The organism is Chryseobacterium soldanellicola (assembly GCF_900100115.1).
Taxonomy (GTDB): domain Bacteria; phylum Bacteroidota; class Bacteroidia; order Flavobacteriales; family Weeksellaceae; genus Chryseobacterium; species Chryseobacterium soldanellicola.
This window is the reverse complement of record NZ_FNKL01000003.1, coordinates 340,501-357,347: the sequence shown is the minus strand read 5'-3', so window position 1 is coordinate 357,347 and position 16,847 is coordinate 340,501. Positions and strand designations below refer to the sequence as shown.

The window sequence follows — 16,847 nt, the reverse complement described above, 5'->3', positions numbered from 1 at the left end:
GACTTGTCTTACAAATTTACGGATTTATCATTAAACTGTCTGCACTTGCCAATAGGGCTTCTTCACGACTTCTTGGAGTCCAGCTGAGGATGGTTTTTGCTTTTTTGTTTGACATTTGTTTGTAGAATTCTTTGCCGATGGGTTCTAAATTCTGAATATTAGAAGAATATTGCGGTCTTTCTTTTTTGAACAGTTCGGCAACGTCATAAAAGCTCATCACATCGTCTGAAGTGGCAATAAAGCGTTCTCCCGCAGCATCCGGATGAAGCATCGCTTTGATATGAATGTCCGCAACATCTCTCACATCCACAACACCCATCGTGAAAGGTGGAGTCTGGTTCATCGTTCCGTTTAAAATTCCTGAAACTGCAATATCCAATGAAGCAGAAGTGATTCCGCCGATGACAGGACCGAAAATCCCGACAGGATTAATCACGGATAATTCCAAGCCGTTGCCTTCTTTTTCGATAAATTCCCAGGCAGATTTTTCAGCGACGGTTTTTGATTTGATATAAGCCGGAAGCTCTGCATTGATGTCCGTCCAGTCTTCCTCCGTGAAAATGTGGTCTGCAATATTCTTACTGTAACCGACCGCCGCAAAAGATGAGGTCAAAACCACTCTTTTCACACCCGCATCACGCGACGCTTTCAAAACGCGCAACGCTCCGTCTCTTGCAGGAATGATGAGTTCGTTTTCATCTTTCGGATCCTGAGCAGGGAAGGGTGACGCCACGTGAAGGACATAATCACAACCTTTTACGGCTTCATCCCAATTATTGCCGCTTGTAAGGTCGGCTTCAATAAATGAAAGGTTTGAAAAATCTGTAATTCCGCCTTCTTCCAACGCCTTTAGAATGGTGTCTTTTTTTGCTAATGAACGAAGAGTTGTTTTCACATCATAGCCTTGTTGTAACAATTGAAGGACAGTATGACCTCCCAAAAATCCTGTGCCTCCTGTTACCAAAACTGTTTTCTTTGTCTGTACGTTTTCCATTTTGTTTAAATTTTACAGTACAAAGTTGGGGTTTATTTGGGGTTAAAGTTTTGTTGTGGAGTTCAATTTTTGTTTGTTGTGGGGGTCAATTATTTTAACCAATTCAAATTTTTTATGTTTTTAGGTACCAATCCTTTTTTTATTAATTTATTTATAGAATGCTCAATTGTTAATAACCCTAAACTTGTATTTCCTGTTTGTCTGATTTTTTCAAGACTTGTTGAGGAATGATAATGTCTAATAATATTAAAAATATTTTCTGTTTTATTTTCTAGTGTATTTTGAATATTTTGTAAATCAGCTACATTAAATATGGTTAAAGGATATATTTTATGCTGATCATTTTCAATCTCAATTCCTTCTTCTTTCATCAATCTTTCAAATTTTCTTTTAAATGCCATTGAAGAATAACCCGAACTAAATATATAATCGTTTACTATAAGAGTAGGATATATTTCTACTTTTCTATTAAAGTTAAAACCAAAATCGTTCAGCTTCCATTTATAGTTATGAAACTCTTTAATGTTTTTTTTAGCTAGTTGAATAAGACCATAATCTTTATAAAATTTTTCAATATCAATTTTTTCAAAATCTTCTTTAGTTTTAACTGTTTTATACCCATTAATTACAGGCAGATAATTACTTTTTGCTTCCGCTAAAATTATTTTATTTTTGTATCTAATATAATAATCAGCATATTCTATCTCTGATTTACCCTTTAGTTTAATTTTTAATTGATAAGTGTGTTTAAACACAATATTTTTATTATTCTTAAAAGAAATATTGAAAATATTTTCAATAAAAGGTTCAAAAAATTTATTGCCTACAAAATTTCCCCAATCAGTTCTATTACAAATATTGTTAGGTTTTAAATAATCAAACCAAAAGTCATTTATAAAAAGCGAATAATTTTTCTCTAAAAATAATTTATTATCCAAGACTAAGTATGCTATTGTATCTTCTCTTAAATTATCATTTTGTTTATATAGTGGACTTTTTTTTAGATCTAAAAAGTCGAAAATTTTAGGATCGTCAAATTCTGGTTTATCAAAGGTGTTTCTAATACTAAAAACATCTAGAATCTTAATCGTATCTTGTTCTGATTTATAAATATTTAAGTAATTAAACTTTAGCTTTTTATCATAGCTTATGAAATAAGTATACATTTGATTTTTAAAGAAATCAATAAAAGATCTTACTCCAAAAGTTTGTTGTAAATAATCTTTGAAATGATTGCCAAAAATTTCATCATTTTCTAATATTTTTAAAAAAATAAATGATTTATAAAAAAAATTAGGAGTATTACAATTGTGAAGGTATTGATTATGAATTAATTCTTTAAACATAAAAAAGTCAAAGAAATTTTCTCCTAATTCTTGTGAATTGCCTTCTTTGTAATGTTTATCAAATTCTAGTATTTTCGAATTTATAATTAATAGAAACTTAAATATGTTTTCTCGTATGTCAACGGTATATAATGGCGATTTTTCAGCAAAGTTATTCTCATTCAAAATTTCTTGCAAAGCGTACAGACATGTAATTCTGCTTACCAAAAAATGATTATGAGGCGTTGCTAAATAGCCTTTTATAAATTTTAAGCAAACTGATTGTTCAATTGGATTTTGATCATCTAAAAAAATTACCCTTAGACACTCTATTTGGGTTTCGCGAGAATCGTCTATATATTGGCTGTAGATAGGATTGAGTCTTGAATTAATTGCAACAATAGTAGCAATTAATTCAGCTTTAGGAATTTCTTTAATTAGATCTATTGGATTTTGTGGTTCTTCACCAGTATATGCTTCTGAATATTTAATTAAATGTCCAAACATGATTATAGTTTATTCAAATTTAACAAATTACAAATTTAAAATAAGACGAATCACGATTATACTTTGAATTTTATTTTAAAAATCCTCCACAGAAAAAACACTAGAGATAAATTTTGGAATCAATTTCAAATCAGTAACTATAGAAATTTGAATTACCTACAAAAAAGCCAGCGCAAAAAATTGCGCCAGCCCCGTCTATGAAATTTATATATTGAAACTTGCCGAGTTAATCGACAGTATTTTTCTGTATCATCTTATTAATTATTAAAAGTAGCAAAAGCCCCTTCTGTAGCTGCAAAGAAATTGTCGTAAATTAAACTGGTATTTCCTACACGAATTTCATAAATGTTTTCCTGAAGCGCTTTTACCAAATCGCTGGCAACCTCAGAAGCGGGAATTCCGTTTTCTCTGCCTCCGATTTCTACGGAAAAATCTGTATTCACCAAAGGTGGCATTAATTCAAAAACTTTTACGTTGGTCTCTTTTGCAAGCTCATATCTCAATAGTCTCGTGTGAGAATGAAGAGCCGCTTTAGAATCCGAATACGTCGGAATGTGGGAGCCGGGAACAAATCCTACGATCGAAGAAACATTCACGATTGCAGCTACATTTTGTTCTTTTAATAGGGGTAAAAATTTGTCTGTCAACCGAATAGGCGCGAAATAATTGGTGGTAAATTCTGCCACAGCTTTGCTGTAAATATCACCATCGGTTGCAAGATTGTACACATAAGCATTTCCTGCATTATTGATTAGAATGTTGATTCCTCCGAAAGTGGTTTTTACTTCTTCGTATAATCTATTGATGTCACTTTCATTCGTAATATCAGCCTGAATGGTGAATACATTTTCTAAATCTTTCGCTGCGGCTTCTAATTTTTCTTTGTTTCTTCCTACGATGATGATTTTATTCGCAGGACTTAATGCTTTTGCAATTTCTAAACCGATTCCTGAACCTCCGCCAGTGATCAAAATGGTGTTGTCTGTAATGTTCATAATAATTTGTTTTTTATTTATTGTAAATTAAATTTAAATATTGTACTATTTGGTACAAAATATGAGAAAAAAATTTATTCCAGTAATTTTAAATTCAGCTCAATCATTGAATGAAGGGTCTCCGGAGAATTTTCCATGCGTCTTGTAACGTGAATTCCGTTCCATAAATTGGTTAAATGCCAAGCCAGAATCTCTGGATCTTCCTGTGTTTTCAACTGTTTATTTTCCTGAGCTTTTTTGATTGTTTTTGCGAAAATCTGTTGAAGCCCTTTCAATAATTTTATGGTTACCTGCTTGATGTCGTCATCTTTTTCAGAAAGTTGAACCAGTGCATTTCCGAGATAACAGCCTCTTTCTCTGCTGCAATCGTCGGTTTTTGCTAAACTTAAGAAAAACCGTCTGATAAACTCAATTTTATTGTCTGCATTTTCAATGGCCTGCTCGATTTTATGGTTAAAACCTTCGGCGAATTGTTTAATAGATCGCAAATATAATTCCTGTTTTCCACCTTTGAAAGCCAAATAAAAGCTTCCTTTTCCGATTCCCATGGCATTCAGTAATTCGTCTGCAGAAGCCGTATCATAGCCTTTGTTTCTGAAAACTTCAGTCGCTTTTTCAATTGCCTGATTTTCGTCAAATATTTTTGGTCTGCCTGCCATTTCTTTATTTTGATAAGACAAAGGTATATAATTGTACCGATTGGTACAAAATTAAATTTAAAATATCTTTTATAGTTTTTGTCGATAAAGTTTGAGCATTAGAATTGATCTAAAGATAATGCAATTTGTCATCCTGAAAGGATCTAAACACAGTATTAGAAATGCAATCGGAAAGATTCGTGCTTAGTTCCTTTCAGGATGACAAACTGTGTGTAAAAAAATTATTAAATTTTTAAGAGTTATATATCCAATAATTATTTAACAGAATTCAAAACGCGTTCAAATTCAAGATCGCGGTTTTCCAAAATGTCCTGATCTTTGTATTTGATCAATTCATTAATTCTGATTCCGACTTGCTGGGTCTGAGAATTATCAGGATAAAAAATTCCGTTTCCGGTAAATTCTAAAATATAATCACCTGGTAGATTAACCTTCACCAAATCTCCGTCTGCACCAGAAGTTTGCTGACCGATTGTCAAAGATTGCGGAAATATTTTCTGTAAACTCATAGAATACCATTCACTTGCGCTTCTGGTTTCGGGATTCACAAGGATAAAAACTTTTCCTTTGTAAAAATGAGTTGTTTTACTGGGAATAACAGGAAAATAATCATAATCCTTATAAGAAAATGTACCAATATTTTTAAGATTTGGCTTGTAGTATTTTCCGAAATAATTTTCTTTTGGCGAAAAATATTTATAAACATAATGATATGCAAAACCGCCCCAGTCCGGATAAGCTCTCATATCGAAAACGATGGCTTTTTTCTGTGAAGCATTGCTTAAAATACTGTCCATCACCGCATCTATTCTGTCATCCTTTACATCATTAATGAATTTTAATGTTTCATTGATTTTAAAGTAAGCAATATCTTTATGAACCAAACGGCGGCTTTCGATTTTACGGTTTTTGTTGTTTACATAGTCAGCAAGTTGGGCAACCTGTGATTTATCGGTTGTATTAATTAAAGCAATTTCAGTGGAAAATTTCTGAGAACCGGATCGTACTTTTACGGTTTTCTCTGAAAGATTGTCTGGCCAGATCAAATTATTTTCATATTTTGAGAGAACAAATAACAGTTTCTGACGATTGGAAACTGAAATTAATTTGCTTTTTTCATTAATGATTTGCGAAATGCTTTTTCCATTAATTTCTGTGATTTTATCGCCAACTTTAATCTTTGCTTTGGCACAGATTTCCGGGAAAATAAGATTCGTTACCAGCAAATGATCATTGACGATCTGAAAATCAAACGGCGAATAATATGAAATGTTGAATAAAATTTGGTCTTTGTAGTTCAGTTGACGGTAAAAGCTAATGGCATGACTGTCTCGAAACTGAGAAACAGCTTTTGCAAGAACAATTTCGAAATCCTTTCTGGATGGCGATTTCACCGCTTCATTCAATAAATTATTAAAGAAAGAATCAAAGTTTTTATCCATCAGATATTTGTGTGGAAAAAGATAATCTACAGTTCCCTGAATTTTCGCCAATGCCAGTAAACGATATTGTAAAGGCAGATTTTCTTGTTTAGAAAACGGATATTTTTTCTCATCACTGACAGAGGTACCTTCTTTTAAAAGTCCGTAATCGAATCTATTTTTGTAAATATTATTAAGTAAAGTCTTGTTTTCAGCGGTAATTTTTTTATTTTTCTGATACCAGTCAAAATTTTGGTTAACAGAAAGTATATCTTTTTGATCATCTGCAATGGGTGTGGCAGAAAATGTAGTATTTAAGTTTTGAGTCAGTTTTTTAATTAATTTCATTAAAATCCTGTTTTGAATTAATTTTTTCAACATTAGCTAAAAATAGGCTGTCCGCATCAATTTTTCTGCCCGCCAGGTCAGGATGATAATATTTGATAAAATTCCATGTTTTTATGAAATCAGAATATTGATTTTTTTGTCCGAAAATAAATTGTTGAAATATAAAAATGAGTGTAAAAATTAAGGTTTTTTTCATGATAATAAGTAGTTTTTAAAGATAATAATTCTATATCAATAAAAATATTTATTACCGTAGATAAGCAAGTATCTCTAAATCATTACATCAAAGCTCATAAAAACAGCTGTTTCCGAAGAATTATTGTACAATTTGGTGTTAATTCCAGTGAAATGAAAACCTGCTTTCTGGTAAAATTTAATGGCGGGATAATTGGTGTTCTGGGTTTCCAGCTCTACGATTCGGCATTGCAGTTCTCTTGCCTTACGGTTGACATTTTTAATCAATAGTTTTCCGATATTTTGTCCCCGGAATTCTTCGCTTACTAACATATTTTCGATAAAAAGGCTGTTGTTCCATTCCCGGAAATCGCAGATGATCCAGCCAATCAGTTCATCATTTTCAAAGGCTCCGAAAGAATGTCCTTGCTCAATAATTGTATTAAGTTCGTCAATATCACTGGAATTTATTTCCCAGATTTTCTTATAATGTTGATTTTTTTCTCTTAAACTAAATTCAAATGTATTCCCGATTTCGATGCTTGAAATGGAGAAAATTTTATCAGTTTCATAACCGTTTAGTCCCCAGTTGATTGTTGGATTGGAGGTGAGTTTTTTTAGTTTTTTGATTTCCATTTAAAAAAAATAGCTTTTAAGACGAAATAATTTTAAAATATCAAACTTTGGTTTTATGTAGTCTTTTTCATAGTTAAAGATTTTAATTTCAACTTTCTCCCTGTCTTTTATAATAATTCCCGAATGATGTTCTAAATTTGAATTAATGCGCTCAAATAAACCTAAATTAACCATAACTTCAAGAATTCTATAACCATCTGCAAAATCTTCGTAAATATCTACGGGTAATGGTTGGTATTCAGGTGTAGATTTTATAAAAAGTGAGAAAAAATAAGGATCTAAGCATCCGAATTCCATTCCGAACATTATTGGAACCTCAATTTCCTGATTAGTCTTTATATTTTTAAAATGACAATGAAATCCATGAAAATAATATTTCCAATCATTAATTTTTCCGTTAGATTTTTTACTTCCTTTAACTTGATTGAAAGCTAGAAAAGGAAAATTTTCGTCTATTTTCACTTTTTTCTTTTTAATGAATTCCAGAATAAGTTGTTTTGCTAATATTCTATAATCTTTTGCGCAATTTTCAAAGAATTTTTGATGAGCTACAACCTCTTCATCCGTGATCAATTTACTTATATTAATTTCTGGTTCAAGTGTATGAATGCCGATTTGGAATTTTGGAAGCTCTGATTTTAATTTTTCACCTACTTTTTCTTTTAAATGATTAATTGATTTTGCAAAAACTATTTTCAATTTTTTGCCACGATGTATGCTTTCGATATAATCAAGGGAAGGAAATTTATCGATGGATCGGATTTCAATTATTTCTGTTGTTCTTTCCAAGAGTATTAGATGTACTTTCAAAATTAATCAAAATTTCACATTCCAAAACTTTCAAAACCCTTAAATTTGTTTCCAATAAAAATTTACCAGATGCTTAGGAAAATTTCGATTGCGGCGGCTACTTTCCTGTCCGTGATTACAATTAATGCTCAGAAGAACAAAAATTCTCAATTAGAAAGGCCGAAATTAGTGGTGGGTTTGGTAGTAGACCAGATGAGATGGGATTATTTGTACCGTTTTTATAATAAATACGGCAACGACGGTTTTAAAAGATTATTAAATACAGGATATTCTCTAAATAATGTACATATTCCTTATGTTCCGACGGTTACGGCTTTGGGGCATACCTGCATTTATACAGGCTCGGTTCCTGCGATTCACGGAATTGCTGGAAATGACTGGAATGATAAGGAAACAGGAAAAAATGTTTATTGTACAACCGACGAAAATGTGCAGCCTGTCGGGACAACCAATGCAAAAGTGGGAAGTCATTCTCCAAAAAATCTTTGGTCGACAACCGTTACAGACGAATTGAGGTTAGCAACCAATTTCCAGGGAAAAGTAATCGGAGTTTCTTTAAAAGACCGTGCTTCGATTCTTCCGGCTGGTCATACGCCGAACGGAGCGTATTGGTTTGATGATTCTTCGGGAGATTTTGTAACAAGTACCTGGTATATGAATGATTTGCCAAAATGGATGAAAGATTTCAATGCGCAGAATTTACCGGATAAATTAGTCGCAAATGGCTGGAATACACTGCTTCCGATCAATCAATATACAGAAAGCGCACCGGATAATTCTTCTTGGGAAGGGCTTTTGGGAAGTGCAAAAACACCGACTTTCCCTTATACAAACCTGCAAAAAGATTATCAGGAGAGAAAAGATAATATTCGTTATACGCCTTTCGGAAATACTTTGACCTTAAAATTAGCCGAAGCTTCTGTGGAAGGAGAAAAGCTGGGAGCCGACAATATTACGGATATGCTGGCGATCAATTTGGCTTCAACAGATTATGCAGGCCATAAATTCGGACCGAATTCTATCGAGGTTGAAGATGTTTATTTAAGATTAGATCAGGATTTAGCGGAATTTTTCAAGTATCTGGATTCAAAAGTCGGAAAAGGAGAATACACGGTTTTCCTTTCTGCGGACCACGGTGGAGCGCATTCTGTAGGATTTTTACAGGAACATAAAATCACGACAGGTTTCTTCGGCGAAGGAATGGAAAAAGATATTAATGATAAATTAAAAGCAAAATTCGGGGTTGATAAGCTGATTAATGCGGTTGATAATTACCAGATCTATTTTGACAGAAAATTATTGAAAGACAATAAGCTTGAATTAAATGAGGTAAGAGATTTCACCATAAAAGAAATTGAGAAAGATCCAACCGTTTTGTATGCTGTTTCTGTAGAAAAAGTTCAGGAATCTACCATTCCCGAGCCAATTAAACAGAGAATTATCAACGGGATCAACAGGCAGAGAAGTGGTGATATTCAATTGATTTCCCACGATTCTATGCTTCCGCCATATTCAAAAACAGGAACCACGCACAGTGTCTGGAATTCTTATGATTCACATATTCCGTTGATTTTTATGGGATGGGGAATTCAGCATGGGGAAAGCAGTAAGCCGTATTTCATGACAGATATTGCGCCAACCGTTTCTTCATTATTAAAGATTCAGTTCCCAAGCGGAAACGTCGGAAATCCTATTACTGAAGCTATCGGAAAGTAATTTTAAATCTATATAAAATTTAAAACCTGCAATATTTTTGCAGGTTTTTTTATGGGATTAATTTAAGTTTTTTATTATGATCGTATGAGTTTTTGTATTTCTTTCTGATATAGCAGGTTTTGCTTTCTTATTTTCAGAATAAAATAAAGAAGTAAGACAATAATAATTAAGCCGATTACTCCAATAATAATTCTGAGATATTGATAATGAGCACCCATTTCCCGGATTTTCTTTAAAGTTTCCTTATTATGATTATCAATCGAATGATTAATAGAGCTTAATTCATTTTGTTCTCTCTTAAAAAGCGATTCAAAATATTTTTTATGATAATACTGGTACAGATTCTGTTTTCCGAGAGCCAGATAATTATCTGCCATTTCTTTATAAATTCCTTCATTCAGAACAAGATCTCCCGTTTTTTTTGAAAGGTTTTCAGCCTTACTTAAAAGATGTAAAGCGGTCACATTTTCACCGTTTTGCTTATACATTTCCGCCATGCCTTTTAACGCAAATGCTTCCAGGCTTTTTGCGGTAGCTTTTTGTGCATAACTTATTGATTTAATGAAGGCTTCGTTTGCATTTTGCATCAGGTTAAGGTTAATGTAACAATATCCTATATTGTAATAAACTACGCTCATATTGGCATAAACAGGCTTTGACCGGGCTGCTTTTTCAAAATTTTTGATAGATACTAAAAACTTTTCAAGTGCAATTTCAGAATTCGACTGGCTCTTATAAATCATCCCGCGAATGGCATAGCTCCGCGCTGTTTCTATATATTTTTCATCCGCATTTTGGGGAAGCTTTTCAATGTAAACATCAGCTTCATTCAATGTTTCAAAGCTTTTACTGAAAAGTTCCATTTGCTGATACTGTATCGCAACGGAAACCAAAACATTGGCCCGGATTTTTAAATCGTTCGTTTTTTGTGCAAGTTCTTTCGCTTTTAAGATATATTTTAAAGATTCATCGAAGTTTCTTTTAGCAATATTTGCCGTCGAAAGAAGCATATATATTGAAATCGATTTGTTAATATCTTTCTCTTTTTTAAGGAGTTGATTAGCAATACGAATTGAAATGTCAGGATTTCCGTAAATTTCAAGCCGGGCTTTTTTAAGCAAAGAATCATCTGAAATTTTTTGCCCGTACAAGGAAGCTTGACAGATAAAAAACGCTGTTATAATAAATTTTAAAACTAATTTCATGATGTTCTGCTTTTACTTATTTCCTGAATGTAAGCGTTTGGGGACATTCCTGTTACAGATTTAAAAACAGTTGTAAAAGCGCTGTGCGAAGAAAATCCCGAAAATTCTGCAAGGTAGCTTACCTTATAATTAAGATAAACAGGGTCGGTTTTTAATAAATGAGCAATATGGTTGATTCTCAATTCGTTAATATATCCATTGAAGTTTTTTCCTTTGCTGTTATTAATCACTTCCGAAAGATATTTTGTATTGACGCCCATTTGTGCAGAAAGCATCGAAAGTGACATACTTTTACTCAAATATTGATCAGAAAGTTCCCATTCCCGAAGTTTTTGGAGGATTTCCTCTTCCTTTTCCTTAGAAATTTTACTGCAGTCCTTTTCTGGCGATTTTTCTGCGGAAACAGGACTCAACAGTGTTCTTTTATTCTGTTTTTCAAAAAATTCAAACTGCTTTTTTACCTCTTTATTCCTGGCATTTTGAGCTAAAAAATAAATAATCAAAACAACAATAATTAGCAATAAAATTGATGCCAGAATCCAGAATCGCTTTAATTCATTCTGTTTCTGAAATTCAAGATTTTTATTCTGATAATTTTCTACTAGCTTAACAATATATCTGATTCCTTCTCTTTGGCCGGAATCCAGCTGGGTCTTTGTTTCCATATAAAGCTTGTTGTATTGATGGTACTTTTCATCATTATGCAAGGCAAAATAATTGTTGGATAAAGACTCATAAATCCTTACTTTTAGTCCGTTATACGGTAAATTTTGAATTTTTAATAATGATTTTTCTAAATTTTCAACTGCTTTTCCATAATCTTGTTTAATGAAAAAATAACGTGACAGATTTTCATAAGCCAAAGCGGTAAGAAATTGATAATTATAATGTTGATTGAGATTTATAATAACATTTTCAAGAAAAATTCTGGCTTCTTCCACTTTTCCCTGCTTCATTAAATAAGAAGAACGAAAAATTTTATTTTCAAAGCCGATAATTTTATTTTCTTCATTATGCGTGTCAATATATTGATCACTTTTGTCGAAATTTTCAAGAGCTTTATTGTAATCTCTTGTAATTCCGTAGTTTAAACCCTGAAGCTGATAGAGTTTTGCAATTGTTATTTTAGATTTCTGGTCATCATTTCTGAAGGTCTTTTTATCATTTAAAAGATCAGAAATAATTTTTTGTGACTGGTGATAAAGATCCAGATTTTGATATTGATCTGCGAGGCTGTAATCTGTAAAAAGCTTTAAAAATCCGGAGTAGTTTTGTTTCCCAGCATCTTCCATCTCGCCCGAAATCGTAACTGATTCTACATAATTGCCTTTCATCGCATAGGCTTGGGAAATAATATTTTGTAAAACAATTTTATGCTCTGTGTTCTGATCACTGTTTAATAAACTTTGCGTGTAATTAATGCAGTCATCGGGATTTTGATATAATTTCTGAAACGCTTTATCAGCTAAAATAGTAAAATCAGGTCCGGATTGTCCGTTTGTAAAAATGGAAACAAAGAATATAAGTAAAAAAAATAGACTGTTTTTGAATCTTTCAAATGAAAAAAATTCGTTAATTATTTCTTTTTTGTTAATATTTTTTAAGTTTTTGCCCAAAATTTGATTGATGTATATTATTGATTTTAAAGTATTTATTTTTTTAATTCTTTTAAATTTCATGAATTATGTAAGCCAAAAGCTTTTGAGAGCTTAAATATAATGTTAATATTGTTCTCACCAATTCAAAATATTAAACATAAACAATTATGAGAAAATTTTACAAAATTCGAATTCTGTTTTTGTTCGCTTTTTTAGTATTGAATATTTCTTTACTGAATGCTCAATTAACAGTAATGGCAACCGGCAATTACACAATAGGTGGAATTTCTGACAACGGAGTGGTAAGCATGCACACAAGCAGCGGAACAATTTATAAATGGGATTCAGCAAATGGTTTGGTACAGATCGGAAATATTTCCAATGGTTATCCTGCCGCAGGAAGAACGCTGATTACGGCGGATGGCTCAAAAATAGCTTCCTCGATTACCAACGCAGGGACCAATTTTAATGAAATATCGACTTATAACACCGGCTCATCAACCTGGACCAATCTTGGAGGTCTTGTGCCCACAGGTTGGGATGGCAGCGTAAGTTCTACCTGGGGAATGTCTCCAAACGGAAATACGATTGTTGGACTGGGCTGGATAAACGCAGGAACTGCACACGCCGTAAAATGGACCGCACAAAATGGCATGACAGATCTTGGAAGCATGATTGCCAACAGAAGTTCAAGAGCTAATGCCGTAAATGCTGATGGAAGTGTAATTGTAGGCTGGCAGGATCAGGCTGACGGCTTTAGAAGCGGCGCAAAATGGGTAGACGGTGTGGGAAGCTTTATAACAGATATAAATGGAAACAGTGTTGGCGAAGCGGGAGATGTTTCTGCTGACGGGAATACGATAATTGGTATGAATACGCCCGAACCTTACGTTTGGAACAGTACAACCGGACTTACATACATAACACATCCAAATTCCTCAGCCTTCTTCAGAGGTGGAGCAACGGGAATTTCTGCTGATGGCAGCAAGGTGATTGGCTTCTTTAGACCTTTCCCGGGACCGCCAATGACAGGAGAAGGCTTTTTTTGGACGGCGGCAGGTGGCAGAGTAAACCTTAATGATTACGCTACAAATTTAGGCATTAATACACAGGGAGTTACAATGTCTCTTCCGTTGGCGATTTCTCAAGACGGAAAAAAAATTGCAGGCGTAGGAATGAATGCTGCTAATCAGATTGTAGCTTTTTATCTTGATCTGACGGAGTATCTTTCTACAAGCGATGTTGTAAAAACAAAAAATACGATATCCATATATCCAAATCCTGTAGAAGATATTATTTATATCAAAAAGGCAGGTAAAATTGACAGAGCAGACGTATATAATAAGGTAGGTCAGAGGGTGGCATTTTTTGATTCTGTGGCAGATAGAATTGATGTATCATCTTTATCTCCGGGGAATTATGTTTTACAAATTTTTGTGAAAGGGGAAGTTTCACAAAGTTTTACATTCATAAAACAGTAAAAATTTAAATTAGACACAAGCCTCAACTTAGACCGGAAAACTCGCAGATTACTGCGAGTTTTTTTTATATAAAATTTATAAAATTATTTAATTGGTGTAGCTTTTACCTGAATATTATCTGATCCTGCATCCCCAAATAACAGTTTATATCCGGTATCACTGGCTCCACCACCTTTCATAGCAAGAGTATATGTTCCAGCCGGTAAGTTTAAAATGGCGTGAGGTGTAAGATAATAATACCCGCTGATTACATTTCCGTTTGTGGAAGAAGTATTGGTATAGGACATTGATGCCGATCCGAATTTTGAATTGACAGGAATTCCTGATGGAGCATTTGTAAATAGGAAATAGACACTGGCCAATTTCACGGAAGAATCGGTCAGCGGTAAATCCGTTACTTTGGTAAAAACACTCGAAATATTCCCGCTAAATTCTACGACTGATGGTTTGGTTAAAGTAAAAGAAGGGAGTGTTATCAGTGTTGCATCGTTGTAACTGCTGCCATCTCCGAGAGTCACCGAAGTAGGAGAGAGCTGGTCGGTAATAGTTCCGCCTACAAGCATTCTAGTTTCACTTGCTGTAATTTTTCTGTTCCATTGAGTGCCGTCATTGTAATATTCTCCCGGATATACAGGATTCGATGCACTTGAAGTATTGGTAGCAGTGTTATAGACGGTCATTCCGGCGATATGCGAACTTACTGGTGATGCATTATTGGTTGCAGTAAGAGCTACTCTGGGAAGTATAAATCCTTTATTTGTACTGCTTAACTCTAAAACTGAGTTAGTGTTTGGATAGGCGGTACCTATTCCAACCTGGCCATATAAAAACTGAACTGTAAGAAATAATAAAGAAGTAAATGTAATTTTTTTCATATTGTTTTTTAATAGAAAGTAAAAATAGAAAGACTTTAAACCATTTTCAACTTCTATTGAATTAATTTTGATAATTGACCTATATTGTTGTATTTGAACATATAACGGTTTATTTTTTTAAGTTTAATTTTAAATATTTCAGTAAAAATAATTCACTTAAGATGAATTGATTGTAGCGAAATTTAAAAAATTAAGATCTTTATAATTCTTTTTAAAGGGATTTAATTATAAAAAGATAAAAAAAATTAAGTTTTTATCATGCTGAAAAAAATTCATGAAAAAAGTCACCACATTAAGGGGTGACTTGGTATTTTTGATTATTAAACATTAAATTTCTTCGCTTTCTTCATCTTCATACTGTTCCAGATAATAGGTGAAAGAAAAGTCTTCAACCTGATCTTCAGCATCTTCAAGGGTCGTCAGCAGATCTTCAAAAAGTTCCAGCTGATCTACGCTCATATTAACGAATTCGATGTGAAGAGGCATTTCCAGTTCGCCTGTAATCACATCAGAAAGTGCATCCAGATTGTCTCCGAAATAATCGGGAAGGGGTAATTTTTCTTTTAACTGAGCATAGAAATCTTCATAATCTCCTATGTCTGTGAAATCTATATATATTGTCTTCATATTTTACTTTTTATCATTAAGGTCTACTTACTGCTTTTCAAAACTTTTATAATGATTTTTAGATAAATAAACATTGCCGTTTTTGGTAAATACAATTCTGTCTGCATTTCTGTTTCCGCAGTTGTAATTGACGTCGGCTTCAAAATATTTTTCACCTTTTGGAAGATTCCCTTCTCTGTTGCTGAAATAATCACCGCCAATTGCTTTTCCGGGCAAAACGTCACAAAGATTACCTTTTGAAGGGTTCCAGCCGGATTTTCGGGCTTCACTCTTAGTGATATAAAAATCAGGAAGTTGATGGTTTTGTTTTACATAATTAATGACTGCTTTCTCTTCCGTTAGCTGATCAATAGACTGATCCGAAGAAAAATTAGCAGGAGATACCGCAGGATTTTCATCGGCAGTTCCATATTCTATAACTGATTGATTGGTTGGATTACCTTTTGTATCCGCGATAAAATTATTATAAACATACATCACAGACATTCCGAAAAGAAGCCCTAAGCAAATAAAAAACAGAGACCTTATTTTACCATTCATATTTTTGTCAATTATTATATATGTGAATTGTCAATTTTACTTTGTAAGGCAACTGTCAATTTTAGATTTAATTTTCTAAATATCAAAAGTTTAATCACAAAAATTCACAATTGACCATTCACAATTCATTTTTTAATCTTCTCTCCATTCTTCCGGAATATCGCAAATCGGGATAGGAACCATTTTATGTTTGGCTGCTTTATGCATTCTGTCGAAAATTTCAAATACTTCTTTGTCGCGGCCTTCATAATCTCCGGCAGCTTTTACACCATACTCTTTCTGGATTTTTTCCAACTCGGGGTATGTGGCACCGATCTGATCTTCGTCGGTTCTTTCCGCATCCCAAAGGCCGTCTGTAGGAATAGCATTTTGAATGCTTTCGATAAGATTTAAAGCTCTTGCCAATTCATAAACTTCAGTTTTGTAGAGATCGGCAATTGGCGAAACGTCTACACCGCCGTCACCATATTTTGTGTAAAATCCAATCCCGAAATCTTCCACTTTATTTCCTGTTCCGCAAACCAAAAGCCCGTGAAGCTGCCCAAAATAATACAAATTCAGCATTCTGAAACGAGATCTGGTATTGGCAAGCGCCAGATTATTGCTCCATCTTCCTTCCACATGATCATGAACAACGGCTTCAAAGCTCTCAAAAACCGGCGTCAGATTGATGGTTTTTGCCTGCACATTTGGAAATTTTTTCTTTAAATCTTCCATATGATCCTGAGCGCGGTTTACCTGATCTTCTTTTTGGCGGATCGGCATTTCCAGAAGCAAAACTTCAAGTCCTGTCATTGCGCAAAGCGTAGAAACCACGCCGGAATCAACCCCTCCGGAAACTCCGATTACATAACCGTTTACCTTTGCTTTTACGGCGTAATCTTTCAGCCAGCTTACAATATGGTCTATTACTTTTTGTGTCTGCATTATTTTATT

Annotated in this window: 16 protein-coding genes; 2 read left to right on the top strand and 14 right to left on the bottom strand. The window is 33.5% G+C overall.

Translation table 11 applies throughout. The features are described from left to right. Positions 1–16: 16 nt before the first annotated feature. The 8 genes from BLT04_RS11135 to BLT04_RS11100 all read right to left on the bottom strand — a co-directional run bounded on the left by BLT04_RS11135 (position 17) and on the right by BLT04_RS11100 (position 7,848). A complete protein-coding gene (locus BLT04_RS11135; protein ID WP_089755882.1) occupies positions 17–994 on the bottom strand; it encodes an SDR family oxidoreductase in 978 nt (325 codons plus the stop codon). 89 nt (positions 995–1,083) lie between these two features. Then, entirely contained in the window at positions 1,084–2,826 is a 1,743-nt protein-coding gene (locus BLT04_RS11130) for a hypothetical protein (protein WP_089755881.1), read from the bottom strand. 257 nt (positions 2,827–3,083) lie between these two features. Next, positions 3,084–3,821 (bottom strand): SDR family oxidoreductase, encoded by a 738-nt coding sequence (locus BLT04_RS11125; protein ID WP_089755880.1) that lies wholly within the window; start codon positions 3,819–3,821, stop codon positions 3,084–3,086. A 74-nt stretch (positions 3,822–3,895) separates the two neighbouring features. Next, entirely contained in the window at positions 3,896–4,480 is a 585-nt protein-coding gene (locus tag BLT04_RS11120; protein ID WP_089756418.1) for a TetR/AcrR family transcriptional regulator, read from the bottom strand. 254 nt (positions 4,481–4,734) lie between these two features. Then, entirely contained in the window at positions 4,735–6,249 is a 1,515-nt protein-coding gene (locus tag BLT04_RS11115; RefSeq protein WP_170828468.1) for a S41 family peptidase, read from the bottom strand. Continuing rightward, complete coding sequence (locus tag BLT04_RS11110; protein WP_089755878.1) at positions 6,236–6,445, bottom strand: hypothetical protein; 210 nt, start codon at positions 6,443–6,445, stop codon at positions 6,236–6,238. Before BLT04_RS11110 ends, BLT04_RS11115 begins: the two co-directional genes overlap by 14 nt. 74 nt (positions 6,446–6,519) lie before the next feature. Then, on the bottom strand, positions 6,520–7,059 hold the full coding sequence (locus BLT04_RS11105) for a GNAT family N-acetyltransferase (protein ID WP_089755877.1): 540 nt from the start codon (positions 7,057–7,059) through the stop codon (positions 6,520–6,522). Then, positions 7,060–7,848, bottom strand: coding sequence for a DUF6896 domain-containing protein (locus BLT04_RS11100; protein WP_185114303.1), 789 nt, complete (start codon positions 7,846–7,848; stop codon positions 7,060–7,062). A 90-nt stretch (positions 7,849–7,938) separates the two neighbouring features. Here BLT04_RS11100 and pafA point away from each other — a divergent pair, with 90 nt between their 5' ends. Further along, entirely contained in the window at positions 7,939–9,585 is a 1,647-nt protein-coding gene (gene pafA, locus BLT04_RS11095; RefSeq protein ID WP_089755876.1) for an alkaline phosphatase PafA, read from the top strand. 74 nt (positions 9,586–9,659) lie between these two features. On the opposite strand, the gene BLT04_RS11090 is transcribed toward pafA, so the two are convergent. Together BLT04_RS11090 and BLT04_RS11085 are read right to left on the bottom strand one after the other, a co-directional pair. Next, the gene (locus BLT04_RS11090; RefSeq protein WP_089755875.1) at positions 9,660–10,790 is read right to left on the bottom strand and encodes a hypothetical protein; all 1,131 of its coding nucleotides are present in this window, start codon (positions 10,788–10,790) and stop codon (positions 9,660–9,662) included. Continuing rightward, positions 10,787–12,406, bottom strand: coding sequence for a helix-turn-helix domain-containing protein (locus BLT04_RS11085; RefSeq protein ID WP_228421939.1), 1,620 nt, complete (start codon positions 12,404–12,406; stop codon positions 10,787–10,789). Before BLT04_RS11085 ends, BLT04_RS11090 begins: the two co-directional genes overlap by 4 nt. A 149-nt stretch (positions 12,407–12,555) precedes the next feature. On the opposite strand from BLT04_RS11085, the gene BLT04_RS11080 reads away from it, so the two are divergent. Further along, positions 12,556–13,869, top strand: a complete 1,314-nt coding sequence (locus BLT04_RS11080; RefSeq protein ID WP_089755873.1) for a T9SS type A sorting domain-containing protein — start codon at positions 12,556–12,558, stop codon at positions 13,867–13,869. Positions 13,870–13,952: 83 nt separating this feature from the next. On the opposite strand, the gene BLT04_RS11075 is transcribed toward BLT04_RS11080, so the two are convergent. The 4 genes from BLT04_RS11075 to nadE all read right to left on the bottom strand — a co-directional run bounded on the left by BLT04_RS11075 (position 13,953) and on the right by nadE (position 16,838). Then, positions 13,953–14,744, bottom strand: coding sequence for a hypothetical protein (locus tag BLT04_RS11075; protein WP_089755872.1), 792 nt, complete (start codon positions 14,742–14,744; stop codon positions 13,953–13,955). 327 nt (positions 14,745–15,071) lie between these two features. Further along, positions 15,072–15,371 carry a barstar family protein gene (locus BLT04_RS11070; RefSeq protein WP_089755871.1) on the bottom strand — a complete coding sequence of 100 codons (300 nt, stop codon included), beginning with the start codon at positions 15,369–15,371 and terminating at the stop codon, positions 15,072–15,074. Positions 15,372–15,398: 27 nt separating this feature from the next. Next, entirely contained in the window at positions 15,399–15,911 is a 513-nt protein-coding gene (locus BLT04_RS11065) for a ribonuclease domain-containing protein (protein ID WP_089755870.1), read from the bottom strand. A 132-nt stretch (positions 15,912–16,043) separates the two neighbouring features. Continuing rightward, entirely contained in the window at positions 16,044–16,838 is a 795-nt protein-coding gene (gene nadE, locus BLT04_RS11060; protein WP_089755869.1) for an NAD(+) synthase, read from the bottom strand. Positions 16,839–16,847: the final 9 nt, after the last annotated feature.

Bases quoted from the DNA above. Each gene is read 5' to 3' on its own strand.
- BLT04_RS11135 (WP_089755882.1), bottom strand. From the start codon at position 994: ATGGAAAACGTACAGACAAAGAAAACAGTTTTGGTAACAGGAGGCACA.
- BLT04_RS11130 (WP_089755881.1), bottom strand. From the start codon at position 2,826: ATGTTTGGACATTTAATTAAATATTCAGAAGCATATACTGGTGAAGAA.
- BLT04_RS11125 (WP_089755880.1), bottom strand. From the start codon at position 3,821: ATGAACATTACAGACAACACCATTTTGATCACTGGCGGAGGTTCAGGA.
- BLT04_RS11120 (WP_089756418.1), bottom strand. From the start codon at position 4,480: ATGGCAGGCAGACCAAAAATATTTGACGAAAATCAGGCAATTGAAAAA.
- BLT04_RS11115 (WP_170828468.1), bottom strand. From the start codon at position 6,249: ATGAAATTAATTAAAAAACTGACTCAAAACTTAAATACTACATTTTCT.
- BLT04_RS11110 (WP_089755878.1), bottom strand. From the start codon at position 6,445: ATGAAAAAAACCTTAATTTTTACACTCATTTTTATATTTCAACAATTT.
- BLT04_RS11105 (WP_089755877.1), bottom strand. From the start codon at position 7,059: ATGGAAATCAAAAAACTAAAAAAACTCACCTCCAATCCAACAATCAAC.
- pafA (WP_089755876.1), top strand. From the start codon at position 7,939: ATGCTTAGGAAAATTTCGATTGCGGCGGCTACTTTCCTGTCCGTGATT.
- BLT04_RS11090 (WP_089755875.1), bottom strand. From the start codon at position 10,790: ATGAAATTAGTTTTAAAATTTATTATAACAGCGTTTTTTATCTGTCAA.
- BLT04_RS11080 (WP_089755873.1), top strand. From the start codon at position 12,556: ATGAGAAAATTTTACAAAATTCGAATTCTGTTTTTGTTCGCTTTTTTA.
- BLT04_RS11075 (WP_089755872.1), bottom strand. From the start codon at position 14,744: ATGAAAAAAATTACATTTACTTCTTTATTATTTCTTACAGTTCAGTTT.
- BLT04_RS11070 (WP_089755871.1), bottom strand. From the start codon at position 15,371: ATGAAGACAATATATATAGATTTCACAGACATAGGAGATTATGAAGAT.
- BLT04_RS11065 (WP_089755870.1), bottom strand. From the start codon at position 15,911: ATGAATGGTAAAATAAGGTCTCTGTTTTTTATTTGCTTAGGGCTTCTT.
- nadE (WP_089755869.1), bottom strand. From the start codon at position 16,838: ATGCAGACACAAAAAGTAATAGACCATATTGTAAGCTGGCTGAAAGAT.